General features: G+C 73.0%; 11 protein-coding genes. 5 read left to right on the forward strand and 6 right to left on the reverse strand.

All coding sequences use genetic code 11. The features are described 5' to 3' along the window. Nucleotides 1-213 precede the first annotated feature (213 nt). The 5 genes from G1H19_RS17055 to G1H19_RS17075 form a co-directional block, all read right to left on the reverse strand. Nucleotides 214-1,638 (reverse strand): neutral zinc metallopeptidase, encoded by a 1,425-nt coding sequence (locus G1H19_RS17055; RefSeq protein ID WP_152732171.1) that lies wholly within the window; start codon nucleotides 1,636-1,638, stop codon nucleotides 214-216. A 159-nt stretch (nucleotides 1,639-1,797) separates the two neighbouring features. Then, nucleotides 1,798-4,620 (reverse strand): 1,4-alpha-glucan branching protein GlgB, encoded by a 2,823-nt coding sequence (glgB, locus tag G1H19_RS17060; RefSeq protein ID WP_152728299.1) that lies wholly within the window; start codon nucleotides 4,618-4,620, stop codon nucleotides 1,798-1,800. A gap of 79 nt (nucleotides 4,621-4,699) precedes the next feature. Further along, entirely contained in the window at nucleotides 4,700-6,064 is a 1,365-nt protein-coding gene (locus G1H19_RS17065) for a maltokinase N-terminal cap-like domain-containing protein (RefSeq protein ID WP_152728297.1), read from the reverse strand. Further along, nucleotides 6,061-7,902, reverse strand: coding sequence for a maltose alpha-D-glucosyltransferase (gene treS, locus G1H19_RS17070; protein ID WP_152728294.1), 1,842 nt, complete (start codon nucleotides 7,900-7,902; stop codon nucleotides 6,061-6,063). Before treS ends, G1H19_RS17065 begins: the two co-directional genes overlap by 4 nt. A gap of 92 nt (nucleotides 7,903-7,994) precedes the next feature. Beyond that, nucleotides 7,995-9,992 (reverse strand): alpha-1,4-glucan--maltose-1-phosphate maltosyltransferase, encoded by a 1,998-nt coding sequence (locus G1H19_RS17075; RefSeq protein WP_152728292.1) that lies wholly within the window; start codon nucleotides 9,990-9,992, stop codon nucleotides 7,995-7,997. A 235-nt stretch (nucleotides 9,993-10,227) separates the two neighbouring features. Between G1H19_RS17075 and glgP the strand changes: the two genes are divergently transcribed. Both glgP and G1H19_RS17085 read left to right on the forward strand, forming a co-directional pair. Then, the gene (glgP, locus tag G1H19_RS17080) at nucleotides 10,228-12,729 is read left to right on the forward strand and encodes an alpha-glucan family phosphorylase (protein ID WP_152728290.1); all 2,502 of its coding nucleotides are present in this window, start codon (nucleotides 10,228-10,230) and stop codon (nucleotides 12,727-12,729) included. A gap of 232 nt (nucleotides 12,730-12,961) precedes the next feature. Next, nucleotides 12,962-13,966, forward strand: coding sequence for an FHA domain-containing protein (locus G1H19_RS17085; protein WP_152728288.1), 1,005 nt, complete (start codon nucleotides 12,962-12,964; stop codon nucleotides 13,964-13,966). 191 nt (nucleotides 13,967-14,157) lie between these two features. On the opposite strand, the gene glgX is transcribed toward G1H19_RS17085, so the two are convergent. After that, nucleotides 14,158-16,296 (reverse strand): glycogen debranching protein GlgX, encoded by a 2,139-nt coding sequence (gene glgX / locus G1H19_RS17090; protein WP_235928329.1) that lies wholly within the window; start codon nucleotides 16,294-16,296, stop codon nucleotides 14,158-14,160. A 50-nt stretch (nucleotides 16,297-16,346) separates the two neighbouring features. On the opposite strand from glgX, the gene G1H19_RS17095 reads away from it, so the two are divergent. The 3 genes from G1H19_RS17095 to cds1 are packed head-to-tail and all read left to right on the forward strand — an operon-like array spanning nucleotide 16,347 to nucleotide 19,202. Further along, nucleotides 16,347-17,186 carry an ABC transporter ATP-binding protein gene (locus tag G1H19_RS17095; RefSeq protein ID WP_202926010.1) on the forward strand — a complete coding sequence of 280 codons (840 nt, stop codon included), beginning with the start codon at nucleotides 16,347-16,349 and terminating at the stop codon, nucleotides 17,184-17,186. 43 nt (nucleotides 17,187-17,229) lie between these two features. Then, on the forward strand, nucleotides 17,230-18,015 hold the full coding sequence (locus tag G1H19_RS17100) for an enoyl-CoA hydratase/isomerase family protein (RefSeq protein WP_152728282.1): 786 nt from the start codon (nucleotides 17,230-17,232) through the stop codon (nucleotides 18,013-18,015). A gap of 47 nt (nucleotides 18,016-18,062) precedes the next feature. Continuing rightward, nucleotides 18,063-19,202 (forward strand): L-cysteine desulfhydrase Cds1, encoded by a 1,140-nt coding sequence (cds1, locus tag G1H19_RS17105; protein ID WP_162393486.1) that lies wholly within the window; start codon nucleotides 18,063-18,065, stop codon nucleotides 19,200-19,202. Nucleotides 19,203-19,210 lie beyond the last annotated feature (8 nt).

Consider the following 19,210-nt stretch of genomic DNA (forward strand, 5'->3'; position numbering starts at 1 on the left):
CCCGTGTCACTGCCACCCATCCCACCCCTCAGCTGGGGTGATGCAACGACCCCCTGACGCCGGGTCAGCTGATCACCGTGCGGCCGAGCTCACCAACGTCGGTGAGCTCGGACGGACACTGATCAGCCGAGCTGATCAACGCTGAGAGCCGGCCCCGTCGCAGGGGCCCGCGCCGAGTGCCAGCGAGGTGTAGGGGGGCGACGGGGTCCTTCCTCAGACCCCGACGTCGCAGACGCCGGCGCCCTCGAAGAAGCCGCTGCGGTAGGTGTCGACCAGCTCGAACCCGGACAGCTCGCTGCCCGGGAACACGGCCGCCTGCGTGCCGAAGTCGAGCAGGAACGAGATGGCCTCGTCCAGGTCACCGGGGGACAGCTGCGCCGTCTCCTGAGTCTCGTTGAACAGCTGCGCGGCGTACCAGCCGGCCAGGCAGATCGTCGACGTCGTCACCGCCTGCTCGTCGTCGTCCGGCAGGTCCAGCTGGGCGCGTGCCGCCTCGGCGTAGGGCAGTGCGACGGCGGTGGCCACCGCGAAGTCACCGATCTCGTAGGCGGGCGCGATCAGGTCGGTCTCGTCGACGTAGACGGTCTGGTCGTCCGGGCAGTAGCCGAGGTCGCGGTCGGCGTCCAGGTCCTCGCAGTCCGGCCCGCTGCCGGGGAAGAGCTCCACCGCCGGCGGCTGGAACCCCGCGTCGAAGAGCTGGTCGAACGCCGTGGTCCAGAAGGTCTCCAGGGTGCTGACGGTGAACTCGAGGGTGTCGGCGGTGCGGGGGTCGTCGTCGCCGTCCTCCAGCGGCAGGTTGCCGTTGTTGTCCAGGTCCTCGTCGTCGGTGAACGGCTGCTGGGTGAACACCCGCTCCCCGTCGCCGAAGGCGTCCCGGCAGGCCCCGGCGCCGCCGTCGTAGCCCTCCTGGAACCCGGAGACGCGGTCGAAGAACGAGCCGTGTGCGCCCTGCTCGTCGGCGTCGGTGCCGACCGGGTCGCGGATGAGCAGGAAGCCCTGCAGGGCCTGGTCCAGCTCGGGCGCGCGCAGGCTGGTGTACTGCGCCTCGCCGTCAAGCACCCAGCGGGTGAACGAGCCGGCGAAGCAGTCGGCCTGGGTCTCGGCGTTGATGCTGGCCTGGGGTGCGTCGTCGTAGCGGGCCTGGATGGCGTGGCCCCACTCGTGCGCCATCACCAGCGAGGGCAGGTAGCGGCCGTACTCGCCGGCGAGCTCGGCCATGAACGACCGGTCGTAGGTGATGCCGTCGCTGTTGGGGTAGTCGGGGGCAGCGCAGTAGTAGGCGTTGTCCTCGACGTCGGCGACCTCCAGGCCGCAGGTGAGGCCGTCGGGGTAGTCGGCCGGGTCGAAGTCGTCCGGGTCGACGGAGTTCAGCGTCCCGGCCAGCGGCTCCCAGGACCCGCCGAACGTCTCCGGGAAGGTCTGCTGCCAGTAGGTGTCCAGGTCGGCGAGCGCGTCCCGGGCGGTGTCGTCGACCGGGTCGCCCACCACGGAGCCGTCGATGCGCTGCTGGTCGGGGGAGACGTCCTGCGCGATGCCCGCGCCGGGCCGGCCCTGGCCGGTGACCGCGGTGGCGCAGCCGGTGAGCAGCAGGCCGCAGGCGGCTCCGGCCGCGAGACCGCGGCGCAGGACGTGCCTCATGGTCGTCGTCTCCCTCGATCACCCGGCGGTGGGCGGGCCCCGGGCCGGTACCCGCCATGATGCCCGGTCAGCGGCCCGGGCGGCGGGCGCCCGCCGGGGACGGCGGTGCGGTGCCACCCGTGGGGGTGGCACCGCACCGCGTACCCGCGACCTCGGGGGTCAGCCCTCGTGCAGGAACCAGACCGTGCCCAGCGGGGGCGCCGCGATGGTCGCCGAGAACGGCTGGCCGTGCCACGGCTCCTCCACGGCGTCGACCCCGCCGAGGTTGCCGACGCCGGAGCCGCCGTAGGCCTCGGCGTCGGTGTTGAGCACCTCGCGCCAGCGGCCACCACGCGGCAGCCCGACCCGGTACTCCTGGTGCGGGGTGCCGGCGAAGTTCGCCACGCAGGCCAGCGCCTGACCGCCCGCGCCGTAGCGCAGGAAGCTGAGCGTGTTGCCGCCGGCGTCGTTGGCGTCGATCCAGGCGAAGCCCGCCGGGTCGACGTCCTGGCTCCACAGGGCCTCGGACTCGGTGTAGCGGCCGTTCAGGTCACGTACCAGGTCGAGCACGCCGCGGTGCGCCGGGTCGTCCAGGTGCCACCAGTCCAGCGAGCGGCTCTCGGCCCACTCGCCGTCCTGGGCGAACTCCTGGCCCATGAACAGCAGCTGCTTGCCTGGGTGCGCCCACATGTAGGCCAGGTAGGCGCGCAGGTTGGCCAGCTGCTGCCACCGGTCGCCGGGCATCTTGCGCAGCAGCGAGCCCTTGCCGTACACGACCTCGTCGTGGCTGATCGGCAGCACGTAGTTCTCCGAGTACGCGTACACCAGGGAGAACGTCAGCTGGTTGTGGTGGTAGACGCGGTGCACCGGCTGCTTCTCCACGTAGCCGAGCGAGTCGTGCATCCAGCCCATGTTCCACTTGAACCCGAACCCGAGACCGCCCAGGTGGGTTGCCCGGGTGACCCCCGGCCACGCCGTCGACTCCTCGGCGATCGTCATGATCCCGGGCACCTCGCGGTAGAGCGTCGCGTTCATCTCCTGAAGGAAGGCCACCGCCTCGAGGTTCTCCCGGCCGCCGTGCACGTTGGGCGACCACTCGCCGTCGTTGCGGCTGTAGTCCAGGTACAGCATCGAGGCGACGGCGTCGACGCGGATGCCGTCGATGTGGAACTCCTTGGCCCAGAAGAGCGCGTTGGCCACCAGGAAGTTGCGCACCTCCGACCGGCCGAAGTCGAACACCAGCGTGCCCCAGTCGGGCTGCTCGCCGCGGCGGGGGTCGCCGTGCTCGTACAGCGCCGTGCCGTCGAAGCGGGCCAGCGCCCAGGCGTCCTTGGGGAAGTGCGCGGGCACCCAGTCGACGATGACGCCGAGCCCGGCCTGGTGCGCCGTGTCGATGAAGTAGCGCAGGTCGTCGGGGGAGCCGAAGCGTGCGGTGGGTGCGTAGTAGGAGGTGACCTGGTAACCCCAGGACCCGCCGAACGGGTGCTCGGCCAGCGGCATGAACTCCAGGTGCGTGAACCCGGCGTCAGCGGCGTAGGCGACCAGCTCGTCGGCCATCTCCCGGTAGCTCAGGCCCTCGCGCCAGGAGCCCGCGTGCACCTCGTAGACGCTGACCGGCCGCTCGTGCCAGTTGCCCCGCGCCCGCTGCTCCAGCCACGCGTCGTCGCCCCACTCGTGGGTCGAGCGGGTGACGACGGAGGCGTTCAGCGGCGGGACCTCGGTGGCGAAGGCCATCGGGTCGCTCTTCTCCCGCCACACGCCGTCGCGGCCGAGCACGTGGAAGCGGTACCGCTGGCCGTCCTGCACGCCCGGGACGTAGATCTCCCACACGCCGGAGGAGCCCAGCGACCGCATCGGCAGCATCCGCGCCTGCCACATGTCGAAGTCGCCGGTGACCTTCACGCCCTGCGCGTTGGGCGCCCACACCGCGAACGAGGCGCCCTCGACCCGGCCGCCGGGGGTGTCGTAGCCGCGCAGGTGCGCGCCGAGCGCCTCCCACAGCCGCTCGTGCCGGCCCTCGCGGATCAGGTGCTGGTCGATCTCACCGAGCGTCGGCAGCCAGCGGTACGGATCGTCGACCAGGAACGTGTCGGTGCCGCCCGCGCCGTCGGGGTAGGTGACGTCGATCCGGTAGTCACCCGGCTGGGCGGGCAGCCGCGCCTCGAAGACGCCGCCGGGGTGCAGCTGCTGCGCGTCGTACCGGCTGCCGTCCTGGTCGACGACGACGACCGACACGGCGTCGGGCCGCAGGGTGCGCACCGCCCAGCCGCCCGGCACCTCGTGGGCGCCCAGGGTGGCGTGCGGGTCGTGCGACCAGCCGTCGACGATCGCCTGCATCTGCTCCTGCGTGGCCTCCTGCGGGCCGGCGGGCACGGCGGGCACCTCGACCGGGGCATCGGACGTCGCGTCGGACGGTGCGTCGGACGTGGCGGTGACGACGTCGGCCGCGACCGGTCCTCCCTCGACGTCGGCGACATCGCCGACCGCCACGATCTCCGTGCTGGGTGCGGCGTCCTGGGGGGCGGACTCCGCGGCGACGTCGGCGGCCTCGGCGGCCGGTGCGTCCACGCTCGGGGCGAAACCGCTGCTGGACTCCTCGGTGGCCCAGGTGCCCGCGGGGTCCCCGCCCAGCGGGGCGTCCGGCGCCACGTCGGCGGCGGCCGGCGCCGTGTCGGCAGGTGCAGGTGCGGCCCCGGCGGGTGCAGTCGGGGCAGCCTTCTTGGCGGCACGCTTGCGCGGGGCCTTCGGGGCCGCGCCGTCGGCGGCTGCCGCGGCCTTCTTGGGTGCCCGCTTGCGCACCGGGGCCGGTGCGCTCTCGCCGAGGGACTCCACGGCGCCCGCGGTCGCCGCGGTGGCGGTGGCGGTCGCCTCGGCGGCCTTCTTCGCTGCCTTGCGCACCGTCTTCCGGGCTGCCTTGGTGACCTGCTCGACCGCGGCGGCCGCGACCTCCCCGGCGCCCGGCTGCTCGGACGTGCTCGTCGTGCCTGCGTCGTCGGTGCTCATGCTCGCTCCGTCCTCAGGTCGGTGGTGCGTCGTGCTGGTGGCTGTCCTCGCCGCGCTGGGCCGGTGGACCCGGTCCCGGTCACTCCCCGGCGCTCAGACGCGACAGCGAGGTCAGCGGGATCATGAGCCAGTTCGGCCGGTTCCGCGCCTCGTAGACGCACTCGTAGACGGCCTTGTCGGCCTCGAAGGCCCGCAGCAGGGGCGACCCGCCGCACGGGTCGAGCCCGCTGGCCTCGGAGTACCCGGTGCAGAAGGCCGCGCGGTTGCGCTCGGCCCACTCCTGCGCGCGGTAGGCCCGCTGGTTGTCCTCCGGCTGCTCGATGAGCATGTGCCGGGCGGCGTAGTCGAAGGACCGGAGCATCCCGGCGACGTCGCGCAGCGGCGTGTCCAGCTCCCGGCGCTCGGCCAGCGGCCGGGCCGGCTCGCCCTCGAAGTCGAGCACCACCCAGCCGGTCGCGGTGCGCAGCACCTGGCCCAGGTGCAGGTCGCCGTGCACCCGCTGGCGCACCACCGGCTCCTCGGTGCGGGCCACCGCGGCGTAGAGCCGGCGCAGCCCGTCGGCGTGCGCCGCGAGCTCCGGGACGACGGCGACCGCGGCGTCCAGCCGGGCGTTCATCGCGGCGGCCACCTCGTCGTACCAGGCGCGCTCGGCCGGCTCGCTGGGCAGCACCCGGGCGAGGTCGGCGTGCACCGAGGCGGTGGCCGCACCCAGCCGCTCGCTCTCCCCGGCGAAGTCCCCACCGACCTCGTCGGCGTGCAGGTCGGCCTCGGCGTACAGGTCGCGGACACTGGCCGTGGCCAGCCGCCACCCGTCGCTGGCGTTGGACACGAAGCTCTGCAGCATGCCCACCGTGGCGGGCTCGCCGTCGGCGTCGTCGATCTCGATGTGGCCCAGCAGCGGGGCGATGTGCTCGTTGTCGGCCCGGCGCAGCGCGTCGTGGATCTCCACGTCGGGGTTCAGGCCGGGCTCCAGCCGCCGGAACAGCTTGAGGATCGCGGTCTGCCCGAACACCAGCGAGGTGTTGCTCTGCTCGGTGGAGATGACGTCGCCCGGGGTGCCCTCGGGGATGTAGTCGACGCCGGCCGGGTGGAAGCGCATCGGCCCGACGGTCGCGGCGGCCACCAGGTTGGTCAGCCACGGCACGGTGGCGTCCCGGTCGCGCAGCGCGTCGTAGGCGTAGGTCTCCCGGCCGCTGTAGGGGATGGTGCCGACGAAGGCGTGCGCGAGCTCCTCGACGTGGTGGTCGCGCCAGGACAGCGGCACCAGGTAGGTGTCCGCGGCGCCGTCGGTGAAGGTGACGCGGACGCGGTGCACCGAGACGGCCGGGTCGCCCTCGTCGAGGAAGAACCCCTCCTCGTCGACGTCGGCCCACTCGCGGCCCTTGCCGCCGAACCAGCGCTGGTGCGGCATCCACTCCCGCAGGAGGTCGGTCAGTGCGCTCATCTGGTGTCCCCCTCGATCGCCCGGGCCCCGTTGCCCGGCTGCGCGGTCTCGTCCTCGGCGGAGCCGACGACACCGGCCTCCCGCAGCGACTGCGCGACGCTCACCCCGGTGCTCCCGTGCTCCTCGACGGGTGCCTCGTCCACCGGTGTCTCACGCCGGGACAGCTCGAACCAGTAGAAGCCGTGGCCGGCGAGGGTGAGCATGTAGGGCAGCACCCCGATCTCCGGGAACTCCACCCGCCCGGTCAGCTCGACCGGCACGTAGCCCTCGAAGCGCCGCAGGTCCAGCTCCACCGGCTGCGGGAACCGGGACAGGTTGTTCACGCACAGCACCACGTCGTCGCCGAACTCGCGCACGAACGACAGCACGGTCGGGTTGCGGGAGCCGATCTCCTCGAAGGAGCCGACGCCGAAGGTGGGGTGCTGCTTGCGGACGTTGATCATCGTGCGGATCCAGTGCAGCAGCGACGTCGTGTTGCGCAGCTGGTTCTCGACGTTGGTCACCTGGAAGCCGTAGACCGGGTCGGCCACCAGCGGCAGGTGCATCCGCTGCGGGTCGGCGGTGGAGAACCCGCCGTTGCGGTCCGGCGTCCACTGCATCGGGGTCCGGACGCCGTCCCGGTCGCCGAGCCAGATGTTGTCGCCCATGCCGATCTCGTCGCCGTAGTACAGGACCGGCGAGCCGGGCAGGCTCAGCAGCAGCGCGTTGAACAGCTCCAGGGTGTTGACGTCGTTGTCCAGCAGCGGCGCCAGCCGGCGGCGGATGCCGATGTTGGCCTTCATGCGGGGGTCCTTGGCGTACTCGCCCCACATGTAGTCGCGCTCCTCGTCGCTGACCATCTCGAGGGTGAGCTCGTCGTGGTTGCGCAGGAAGATGCCCCACTGGCAGTTGTCCGGGATCGCCGGCGTCTGGGCCATGATCTCCGAGATGGGGAAGCGCTGCTCGCGGCGGACGGCCATGAACAGGCGCGGCATCACCGGGAAGTGGAACGCCATCTGGCACTCGTCGCCGTCCTCGCCGAAGTACTCGACGACGTCGGCCGGCCACTGGTTCGCCTCGCACAGCAGCACCCGGTCGGGGTACTCGGCGTCGACCACCTTGCGCACCGACTTGAGCAGCTCGTGGGTGCGCGGCAGGTTCTCGCAGTTGGTGCCCTCCTCCTCGAAGAGGTAGGGCACGGCGTCGAGCCGGAAGCCGTCGATGCCGAGGTCCAGCCAGAACCGCAGCGCGTCGATGATCGCCTCGACGACCTTCGGGTTCTCGAAGTTCAGGTCGGGCTGGTGGGAGAAGAAGCGGTGCCAGAAGTACTGCTTCCGGATCGGGTCGAAGGTCCAGTTGGAGACCTCGGTGTCGACGAAGATGATCCGCGCGTCGGCGTAGCGGGTGTCGTCGTCGGACCACACGTAGAAGTCGCCGTACGGGCCCTCGGGGTCGTTGCGGCTGGCCTGGAACCAGGGGTGCTGGTCCGAGGTGTGGTTCATGACGAAGTCGATGATCACGCGCATGCCCCGGCCGTGGGCGGCGTCGAGGAAGTCGCGGAAGTCGTCGATGTCGCCGAACTCGGGCAGCACCTCGGTGTAGTCGGCGACGTCGTAGCCGCCGTCGCGCAGCGGGGAGGCGAAGAACGGCGGCAGCCACAGACAGTCGACGCCGAGCCACTGCAGGTAGTCGAGCTTGCCGATCATGCCGCGCAGGTCGCCGATGCCGTCGCCGTTGCTGTCGGCGAAGCCGCGGACGAGGACCTCGTAGAAGACCGCGCGCTTGTACCACTCGGGGTCGGTGCCCGGTGCGGGCAGCGCGTGGCCACCGGTGGGGAGTTCGGGGACCGGGACGCTCATGGGGTGGATGTCCTCCGGGACGGTGGGAGGGGCGGCTCGGCGGCCCCCGTGCGGGGGCCCGCCGCGAGCTCGCGAGTGGTGGGAGGCACGGTTCAGGCCGGGTGGCTGGGCCGCTGGAACGTGAACACGTGGGCCGGCTCGCGGTACGGGTCGAGCTCCACGTAGTTGTGCTGGCCCCAGTCGTAGTTGGCGCCGGTGATCGCGTCGGTGACCATGAACCGCTCGTGCCAGTCCAGGCCGAGGGCCGGCATGTCCAGCGCCGTCGTCCCGATCTGGGTGTGCGCGCTGTTCAGCGACACCACCACCAGCACCGTGTCGCGCGAGCCCGGGTCGGTCTTGGAGAAGCACAGCAGCTCGGGGTTGTCCACGGCGTGGAAGCGCAGCGTGCGCAGCTGCTGCAGCGCCGGGTGCGCGCGGCGGATCTCGTTGAGCCGGCGCAGGTAGGGCATCAGGCTGCGGCCCTCGGCCTCGGCGGCGGCGAAGTCACGGGGGCGCAGCTGGAACTTCTCGGTGTCCAGGTACTCCTCGCTGCCCGGCCGCAGCGCCTGGTGCTCGAACAGCTCGAAGCCGGAGTAGACGCCCCAGGTGGGGCTCATCATCGACGCCAGGACGGCGCGGATCTTGAACATCGGCGGGCCGCCGGACTGCAGCGACGCGTGCAGGATGTCCGGGGTGTTCACGAAGAAGTTGGGCCGCATGTAGTGCGAGGTGGAGGCCAGGGCGCGGCCGTACTCCTCCAGCTCCGCCTTGCCGGTGCGCCAGGTGAAGTAGGTGTAGCTCTGGGTGAACCCGACCCGGGCGAGCTGGTGCATCATCGCCGGCCGGGTGAACGCCTCGGCCAGGAAGAGCACGTCGGGGTCGGTGGCCTTCACCTCGGCGATCAGCCAGTGCCAGAAGTTCAGCGGCTTGGTGTGCGGGTTGTCGACCCGGAAGATCTTCACCCCGGTGGAGACCCAGTGCCGCACCACGCGGAGCACCTCGGCGTAGATGCCCTCGGGGTCGTTGTCGAAGTTGACCGGGTAGATGTCCTGGTACTTCTTCGGCGGGTTCTCCGCGTAGGCGATCGTGCCGTCGGGCTTGGTGGTGAACCACTCCGGGTGCGTGGTCACCCACGGGTGGTCCGGCGCGGCCTGCAGCGCCAGGTCCAGGGCGACCTCCATGCCGAGGGCGCGGGTGCGCTCGACGAAGGCGCTGAAGTCCTCCAGCGTGCCCAGCTCGGGGTGCACGGCGTCGTGGCCGCCGTCGGCGCTGCCGATCGCCCACGGTGAGCCGACGTCGTCCGGGCCCGGGGTGAGGGTGTTGTTGCGGCCCTTGCGGTTGACCGTGCCGATCGGGTGGATCGGCGGCAGGTAGACGACGTCGAAGCCCGACCCGGCGATCGCGGGCAGCCGCTCGGCCGCCTGCGCGAACGTGCCGTGCGTCGGCCGGCCGTCGACGACGGGGCCCTCGGAACGGGGGAAGAACTCGTACCAGGACCCGAACAGCGCCCGGGCGCGGTCGACCCACACCTCGTGGTCGGGGGTGGCGGTGACCAGCCGGCGCACCGGGTGCTCGTGCAGCAGCTGCTGCAGCTCCGGGGCCAGCGCGGGGGAGAGGCGGGCGGGCAGGTCGAGCATCCCGTCGCGCAGGGCGGAGGCCGCGCCGAGCAGCTCGCCGCGGCGGTCCGGGACGGCCTGGGCCACCTCCTCCAGCAGCCGCGCACCCTCCTCCAGGTCGTTGGCGAGGTCGTCGGCCCCCTGGCCGGCCTCCACCTTCACCTCGACGGCGTGCCGCCAGGTGCCGAGCGGGTCGTCCCAGGCCTCGACCCGGAAGGTCCACAGACCCTCGGTGTCCGGGACGACCGTGGCGCACCACTCGTCGGGCTCGGGCGGGAGCGGCGTCATCCGCAGCAGGGGCGCCGGGCCGGGACGGGCGGACCCGGCGGGCGGGGTCCAGACCACGTTCGCGGCGACGGCGTCATGGCCCTCGCGGAAGACGGTGGCGGTGATCGGCAGGTGTTCACCGACCACGGCGCGGGCCGAGAAGGCCCCGCAGGACACGACGGGGGCGACATCAGTGATGCCGAGGCGGAGGTCAGCGCGGCCAGTCATCACGATCACGCTAGCCGCGTCCGGGAGCCGCGGCACGTCGGCGAGCTGCCGGTCACCTGCCGCCCGCCGTCCGGCCACCGTGCCGACCGCCGCCGTCCACGCCGCCACCCGGCCCCGGAGGTCGGCCAGCCGGCGGCAGAGGTGACCCAGGACACCCGCGAGCGCCCCTCTCGCTAGGCTCTCCGCCGTGCGCGCCCTCCGACGGTTCACAGTCCGAGCATCACTCCCCGACGCGTTGACGCCCCTGTCCCAGCTGGTGATGAACCTGCGCTGGTCCTGGCACCCGGAGACCCGCGACCTGTTCGAGGCGCTGGACCCGGAGCTCTGGGCCTCCTGCGGCGGCGACCCGGTCACCGTCCTCGGCGAGGTCTCCGCCGAGCGGCTGGCGACCCTGGCCAAGGACCGCAAGTTCGTCCGCCGGCTCACCGACGTCGTCGACGACCTCGACGACTACCTCGCCGCCCCGCACTGGTACCAGTCGCTGCCCGACACCGCGCCGAAGGCGATCGCCTACTTCTCCGCCGAGTTCGGCATCACCGAGGTGCTGCCCCAGTACTCCGGTGGCCTGGGCATCCTCGCCGGTGACCACCTCAAGGCCGCCTCCGACCTCGGCGTCCCGCTGATCGGGGTCGGGCTGCTCTACCGGGCCGGCTACTTCTCCCAGGGCCTGTCCGCCGACGGCTGGCAGCTCGAGCACTACCCGGCCCTGGACCCGCACGGGCTGCCGGTCAAGCTGCTGCGCCGCTCCGACGGGTCCGCGGTCGTCGTCACCGTCCCGCTCCCCGAGGCCCGCACCCTGCACGCCCACGTGTGGCGCGCCCAGGTCGGCCGGGTCTCGCTGCTGCTGCTGGACACCGACATCGAGGAGAACACCCCCGCCGAGCGCGGGGTCACCGACCGGCTCTACGGCGGCGACGAGGACCACCGCCTGCGCCAGGAGATGCTGCTGGGCATCGGCGGGGTGCGGGCGCTGCGCGAGTACTGCTCGATCACCGGCACGCCGGCCCCCGAGGTGTTCCACGCCAACGAGGGCCACGCCGGCTTCCAGGGCGTCGAGCGCATCCGCGAGCTCACCGAGACCCACGGCCTGTCCTTCAACGAGGCCCTGCAGGCGGTGCGCGGCGGCACGGTGTTCACCACCCACACCCCGGTGCCGGCCGGCATCGACCGCTTCCCCCGCGCCCTGATCGAGCGGTACTTCGCCGGCTTCGGCGTCCCGGTGGACCGGATGCTGGCCCTGGGCGCCGAGGCGGACCCGACGAAGTTCAACATGGCGCACATGGGCCTGCGGCTGGGCCAGCGCGCCAACGGCGTCAGCCAGCTGCACGGCGACGTCTCGCGCGGGATGTTCGGCGACCTGTGGCCCGGTTTCGACGAGCCCGACGTGCCGATCAGCTCCATCACCAACGGCGTGCACGCCCCCACCTGGACCGCCCGCGAGCTGGTCGAGATGGGCACCCAGAGCACCAGCCAGGGCGACCCGGTCGACGTCGACGGCCCGGTGTGGTTCGACGGCGTGGACCGCATCCCCGCCGGTGAGCTGTGGACCGCCCGGCGGATGCTGCGCGGCCGCCTGGTCGGTGAGATCCGACGCCGCCTGCGGGAGACGGCGCTGTCCCGCGGGGCGTCGGTGGCCGAGGTCGGCTGGACCGACACCGCCTTCGACCCCGACGTGCTCACCATCGGCTTCGCCCGGCGGGTGCCCAGCTACAAGCGGCTGACCCTGATGCTGCGCGACCCCGCCCGGCTCAAGGCCCTGCTGCTGGACCCCGAGCGGCCCATCCAGCTGGTCATCGCCGGCAAGAGCCACCCGGCCGACGACGGCGGCAAGCAGCTGATCCAGCAGATCGTCAAGTTCGCCGACGACCCGGAGATCCGGCACCGCATCGCGTTCCTGCCCGGCTACGACATCGGGATGGCCCGGTACCTGTACTGGGGCTGCGACGTCTGGCTGAACAACCCGCTGCGCCCGCTGGAGGCCTGCGGCACGTCCGGCATGAAGTCCGCGCTCAACGGCGGGCTGAACCTGTCCATCAAGGACGGCTGGTGGGACGAGTGGTTCGACGGCCAGAACGGCTGGGCGATCCCCACCGCCGACGGCATCGACGACGCCGACCGCCGGGACGAGATCGAGGCCCGCGGCATCTACGACCTGATCAGCACCCAGGTGCTGCCGCGGTTCTACGAGACCGACCGGGACGGCGTGCCCACCCGGTGGGTGGAGATGGTCAAGCACACGCTGAAGAACCTCGGCCCCAAGGTGCTGGCCACCCGGATGGTCAGCGACTACGTGCAGCAGCTGTACGTGCCGGCCGCGGTGTCCGCCCGCAACCTCGCCGGCGACGGCTACGCGGTGGCCCGCACCGAGGCGAACTGGCGCCAGCACCTGCTGGAGCACTGGGGTGCGGTGCGGGTGGCCCACGTCGAGGCCACCGGCGCCGGGGACACCCCGGAGATCGGCTCCACGCTGGACCTGCGCGCCGAGGTGGAGCTGCCGGGGCTGAGCCCGGCCGACGTCGAGGTGCAGGCCGCCTACGGCCGGGTCGACGACGCCGACGGGCTGCACGACGTGACCACGGTGCCCATGCAGCTGGAGACCACCGAGGGCAGCCGGCACTGGTTCACCGCCACGCTGCCGCTGGAGCGCACCGGGGCCTTCGGGTACACGGTGCGCGTGCTGCCGCACTCGTCGAACATGGCCGACCCGGCCGAGCTCGGCGTGGTCAGCGTCGCCTGACGAAGGAGAAGGACCCCGCTGCCCCCCGCCCGACGCTCCGCGCCGGGCGGGGCCCTGCAGCGGGGCCAGGAGTCGGGGTGGGTGGGGGCTGGGGCCGGGGTGGGGTGGGGCTGCCGTCCCATCGCCGCTCAACCGCCCCGGCAGTCACACCCAGGCGTCACCCTCGCCACACTCCGGCGTGGCTGGGGGGCGTCGGGGGCGGGATCGGGTGCGGATCACTAGTCTGCTCGTCATGCCCGACCGCTGCGAAGTACTCCCCGGAGACTCCGTCGTCGCCCGTCGGGGCGGCGGCCTGCTGTGGGTGGACGCGCCCGGTTCGCCCGCCCTGGTGGCGACGCTGCACGCCTGCCTGGGGGTGGCCGGCCCGGGCGCCGACCGGGTGCTCACCGCGATCGCCCGGCAGGTGAACGAGCTGGCCGACAGCACGGCGTCCTTCGCGCTGGTGATCCTGGACAGCGAGGGCGGCACCGGGTCGGCCGTGGCGCTGTGGTCCGGCAAGGGCCAGCCGTCGGTGGACGGCGTCCCGGTGTCCGGGTCCTCGGTCGAGGGCTGCACGCTGGCCTCCGGTTTCGCCCTGGGGCAGACGCTCTACGTCGGCCCCGGCCAGGCCGGTGTCGCCGTCCCACCGGGGGTGGCCTTCGACCTCACCGAGGGCACCGTGCCCGGGTCCGGTGCGCTGCTGCAGCTGGCCGCCTCGGCGCCGCCCGCGGTCGCCGTCCCGCAGTCCGGGGCGCCGTCGGGTGCCGGGCACCTGGGCTCCTCGTCGTTCGGCTCCTCGCCGGACTCCGGCTTCGGCAGCTCCGCGGGCTTCGGCTCCCGGCAGGACTCCGGCTTCGGCCGGCAGGCCCCGGCCCCGGTCGGCGAGGCCACTGCCTTCTGGTCACCCGACCCGCCGGCCGCCCCCGTGCTGCGCTTCGACGACGGCCTCGTCGTCACCGTGGACGAGGACCTCGTGCTGGGCCGGCGCCCCGACGGGCACGACCTGGTCACCGGCGGCGGCGCCCGCGGCGTCCCGATCGCCGACACGCAGAACGTGCTCTCCTCCGCCCACGCCGCCATCCAGCGCTCCGGCCGGGACGTGTCGCTGGTCGACCTCGGCTCGCTGAACGGCACCCACGTCGCCGGCCCCGAGGCCACCGAGTGGACCCAGCTGGAGCCCGGCGTCGCGCACCCGCTCGCCGACGGCGACCGCCTGCTGCTCGGCTGGACCGTCATCACCTTCGAGCAGCCCGAGTGAGGCTGTGACGTCGCGGTCCTCCGGACCGCACCGCGACCATGAGCCGTCCCCCTGGTGAGCTGAGCGTGTCCTGCGGTCCCCGGCGGGAGCCTCCGGCCCCGCGCCGGGTCCCGCACCTCCACAACCGACACGAACAGCCCGCCACGATGGCCATCGTGGCGGGCTGTTCTGTCCCGGGTGAGCGCGCCGGGTCAGGGGCGGCGGACGACGCGGAGCAGCCACACGGTGCGGCCCTCCAGCCGGATCGGCCCCGGGGGGACGACGGTGGTGCGCGGCAGCGCCCCGGTGGGCTCGTCGGTGGTGAGCACCAGCTCGTAGCCGTCGGCCCAGGGCGGGCCGGGCAGCTGCACGGTCAGCTCGTCGGCCCCGGCGTTGAGCCAGATCAGGTAGGAGTCGTCGACGACGGGGCGCCCTCGCTCGTCGCGGTGCCGGATCCCGCGGCCGTCGAGGTACATCCCGATGGTCTGCAGCTGGTTGTCGAACCAGTCCGAGCTGGTCAGCTGGCCGCCACCGGGGGCGAACCAGGCGAGGTCCCGGGTGCCGCCGGTGCCGGGCAGCTCGTGACCCTCGAAGAAGGCGTCCTGGCGCAGCACCGGCGCCGCGTGCCGGATCGCGGCCAGACGGCTGACGAAGGCGCGCAGGTCGTCGTCCACCGAGGACCAGTCCAGCCAGGAGATCTCGTTGTCCTGGCAGTAGGCGTTGTTGTTGCCCAGCTGGGTGCGGCCCAGCTCGTCGCCGGCGGTCAGCATGGGCACGCCGGTGGACAGCAGCAGCGTGGCCAGGTGGTTGCGCACCTGCCGGGTGCGCAGCGCCAGCACCGCGGGGTCGTCGGTCGGGCCCTCGACGCCGCAGTTCCAGTTGCGGTTGTGGCTCTCGCCGTCCCGGTTGTCCTCGCCGTTGGCCTCGTTGCGCTTCTGCTGGTAGGCGACCAGGTCGGCCATGGTGAAGCCGTCGTGCGCGGTGACGAAGTTGATCGAGGCGAAGGGCTTGCGGCCGTCGCTGCGGTACAGGTCCGAGGAGCCGGTCAGCCGGTAGGCGAGGTCGCGCACCCCGACCCGGGCGCCGGACCACACGTCGCGCACGGTGTCCCGGTACTTGCCGTTCCACTCGGTCCACAGCGGCGGGAAGTTGCCCACCTGGTAGCCGCCCTCGCCGATGTCCCAGGGCTCGGCGATCAGCTTGACCGTGCTCACCACCGGGTCCTGGTGGATGACGTCGAAGAACGCCGACAGGCGGTCGACGTCGTGCAGGGAACGGGCCAGCGCCGAGGCCAGGTCGAAGCGGAAGCCGTCGACGTGCATCTCGGTGACCCAGTAGCGCAGCGAGTCCATCAGCATCGCCAGCACCTGCGGGCGGCGCACGTCCAGGGTGTTCCCGCAGCCGGTGTAGTCGGTGTACCGGGACGGGTCCTCGGCCTGCAGGCGGTAGTAGCCGCCGTTGTCGATCCCCTTGAGCGACAGCGTGGGGCCGGTGTGCGAGCCCTCGGCCGTGTGGTTGTAGACGACGTCCAGGATCACCTCGATGCCGGCGGCGTGCAGCGACTTGACCATCGCCTTGAACTCGGTGACCTGCCCGCCACGGCTACCGGTGGCGCTGTAGGCCGCGTGCGGGGCGAAGTAACCCAGGCTGTTGTAGCCCCAGTAGTTGGTCAGGCCCCGGCTCAGCGCGTGCGGCTCGCTGACGAAGTGGTGCACCGGCAGCAGCTCGACCGCGGTGACCCCGAGGGCGACCAGGTGCTCGACGAACGCGGGGTGGGCCAGACCGGCGTAGGTGCCGCGCAGCGCCGGCGGCACCTCCGGGTGGCGCATGGTCGCGCCCTTGACGTGCACCTCGTAGATCACGGTGTCCGACCACGGGGTCGCCAGCCGCCGGTCGCCGTCCCAGGGGAACGAGTCGTGGACGACGACCCCGCGCGGCACGAACGGCGCCGAGTCGCGGGCGTCGGGCACCTCCGGGTGGCCCTCGGCGAACCCGAAGATCGACGGGTGCAGCGTCTGCTCCCCGTGCACGGCGCGCGCGTAGGGGTCCAGCAGCAGCTTCGCCGGGTTGTGCCGCGCCCCGCGGGCCGGGTCGTACGGGCCGTGCACCCGGTAGCCGTAGAGCTGCCCCGGGCCCACGCCCGACAGCCGGCCGTGCCACACCTGGTGCGTGGTCTCCTGCAGCCGCTGGCGGTGCTCGGTGCCGTCGGCGTCGAACAGGCACAGGTCGACCGCGTGGGCGGCAGCCGACCAGAGTGCGACGTTCGTGCCGGTCCCGTCCCAGTGGGCGCCCAGCGGGGCGGGGGAGCCCGGCCAGACCTCGGCGGGCAGTGCACTCGTGGATTCGGTCACCTGACGCATGGTGCCAACACCTCCGCCGGTGGAGTTGGTTGGATGGGGGCGTGTCCAGCGCCCAGTCCAGCGCCCAGCCCCGTGTCGTTGCCGGTGCACTCTCCCCCGAGGCCGTCGTCGAGGTCGAGGGGGTGGACGTGGTCCGGGGCGAGAAGTTCCTGCTCCGCGCGGTCGACTGGACGGTCCGGGCGGACGAGCGCTGGGTGCTGCTGGGGCCGAACGGGGCGGGCAAGACCACCCTGCTGCAGCTGGCCTCGGCGTCCATGCACCCCACCCGGGGCCGGGTGACCCTGCTGGGGGAGACCCTCGGCGCGGTCGACGTGTTCGAGCTGCGGCCGCGGATCGGGCTCACCAGCGCCGTCCTCGGGCAGCGGATCGCCCCGGCCGAGCGCGTCGGGGACGTGGTGGTCAGCGCCGGGTACTCGGTGGTCGGCAGGTGGCGGGAGCGCTACCAGGTCAGCGACCTCACCCGCGCGGCGATGCTGATGGACCAGTGGGGCGTCGCCGCGATCGCGCACCGGCCCTTCGGCACGCTGAGCGAGGGCGAGCGCAAGCGGACCCAGATCGCCCGGGCGCTGATGACCGACCCCGAGCTGCTGCTGCTGGACGAGCCGGGCGCCGGGCTGGACCTCGGTGGCCGGGAGGACCTGGTCAGCCGGCTCACCGACCTCGCCCGGGACCCCTACGCGCCGGCCCAGGTGCTGGTCACCCACCACGTCGAGGAGATCCCGGCCGACTACACCCACGCGCTGCTGCTGCGCGAGGGGCGGGTCGTGGCCGCCGGGCCGGCCGAGCAGGTGCTCACCGCCGGCGCGCTCAGCGAGACCTTCGGCCTGCGCCTCACCCTGCACCGCGCCGGCGGCCGGCTCACCGCCCGCCGGGCGGGGTAGCGGCCCCCGACGGGTCCCGGGTGGGGCCGTTACCGTACGGGCCATGACCGAGCCGGAGTTCGTGACCCTGCAGGTGGAGGACGGCGTGGGCACCATCCGCCTCGACCGGCCGAAGATGAACGCGATCGACGCCCAGCTGCACCACGAGGTGCGGGCGGCGGCCATGGAGGCCGGTGAGCGCGCCGACGTGCGGGCGGTGGTGATCTACGGCGGGGAGCGGGTGTTCGCCGCCGGCGCCGACATCAAGGCGATGGCCGAGCTCGACGGCCACACGATGGTGGCCTGGGGCCGGGAGCTGCAGCACTCCTTCCGCACGGTCGCCCGGCTGCCCAAGCCGGTGATCGCGGCGGTGACCGGCTACGCCCTCGGCGGCGGCTACGAGCTGGCGCTCTGCGCCGACTTCCGCGTGCTCGGCACGAACGCCAAGATCGGTCAGCCGGAGATCCTGCTGGGCGTCATCCCCGGGGCCGGCGGCACCCAGCGGCTGGCCCGGCTCGTCGGCCCGGCGAAGGCCAAGGACCTGGTGTTCACCGGCCGGCACGTCGGTGCCGAGGAGGCACTGGAGCTGGGCCTGGCCGACGCCGTCGTCCCGGACGCGGACGTCTACGCCACCTCGGTGGCCATGGCGCGGAAGTTCGCCGCCGGGCCGCCGCTGGCGCTGGCGGCCGCCAAGCGCGCCATCGACGAGGGCCTGGACGGCGACCTGGACCGCGGTCTGGCGCTGGAGAGCGAGCTGTTCGCCGGGCTGTTCGGCACCGAGGACCAGCAGACCGGCATGCGCTCCTTCCTGGAGAGCGGTCCGGGCAAGGCCACCTTCACCGGCCGCTGACGCCCCACCCGCACGGCCGGTCGCCGTGCGTGCGGGACCATGCCGGGGTGACCGCCACCCCGGCCGACCGTGCCGCCGACGCCGCCCTCGGGGCCGCCTCCGACGTGGACCGCTCGGACCCGGTGGGCCGGGCCTGGGTGGACCGCGCGGTGGCCCTGGTGGAAGCCGACGCCCGGCGCAGTGCCGACACCCACCTGCTGACCCACCCGCTGCCGCCCGAGTGGGGGGTGGACCTGTACCTCAAGGACGAGTCCACCCACCCCACCGGCAGCCTCAAGCACCGGCTGGCCCGGTCGCTGTTCCTGTACGCCCTGTGCTCCGGCCAGATCACCGAGGGCAGCACCGTGGTCGAGGCCTCCAGCGGCTCGACGGCGGTCAGCGAGGCCTACTTCGCCCGGATGCTGGGCCTGCCGTTCGTCGCCGTCATGCCGGCGAGGACCAGCGCCGAGAAGATCGCGCTGATCGAGCGGCACGGCGGGCGCTGCCACCTGGTCGCCGACGCCGGCACCGTCTACGCCGAGGCCCGGCGCATCGCCGACGAGACCGGCGGCCACTACCTGGACCAGTTCACCAACGCCGAGCGGGCCACCGACTGGCGCGGGAACAACAACATCGCCGAGTCGGTCTTCGACCAGCTGGCCCTGGAACGCCACCCGGTGCCCGAGTGGGTGGTGGTCGGCGCCGGCACCGGGGGCACCAGCGCCACCATCGGCCGGTACCTGCGCTACCGGCGGCTGCCCACCCGGCTGGCCGTCGTCGACCCGGAGTGCTCCTCGTTCTTCCCCGGCTGGCGCGACCGCGACCCCGCGACGGTGACCGGCCGCTCGTCCCGGATCGAGGGCATCGGACGGCCGCGGGTGGAGCCGTCGTTCGTGCCGACCATCGTCGACCGGATGATCTGCGTGCCGGACGCCGCATCGCTGGCCGCCATGCGGCACCTGGAGATGCTGACCGGCCGCCGGGCCGGCGGGTCGACCGGCACCAACCTGTGGGGTGCCTACCTGCTGGTCGCCGAGATGCTCGCCGCCGGCCGCACCGGCAGCGTGGTGACGCTGCTCTGCGACGGTGGCGAACGGTACGCGAACACCTACTACGACGACGGGTGGGTCGCTGCGCAGGGTCTGGACCTGGGACCGCCCACGGCCACCGTCGAGCACTTCCTGGCGACGGGGGAGTGGCGGGCCTGACCGACCCC

Origin of the sequence: Goekera deserti (genome assembly GCF_010685995.1) — a bacterium.
GTDB lineage: Bacteria > Actinomycetota > Actinomycetes > Mycobacteriales > Geodermatophilaceae > Goekera > Goekera deserti.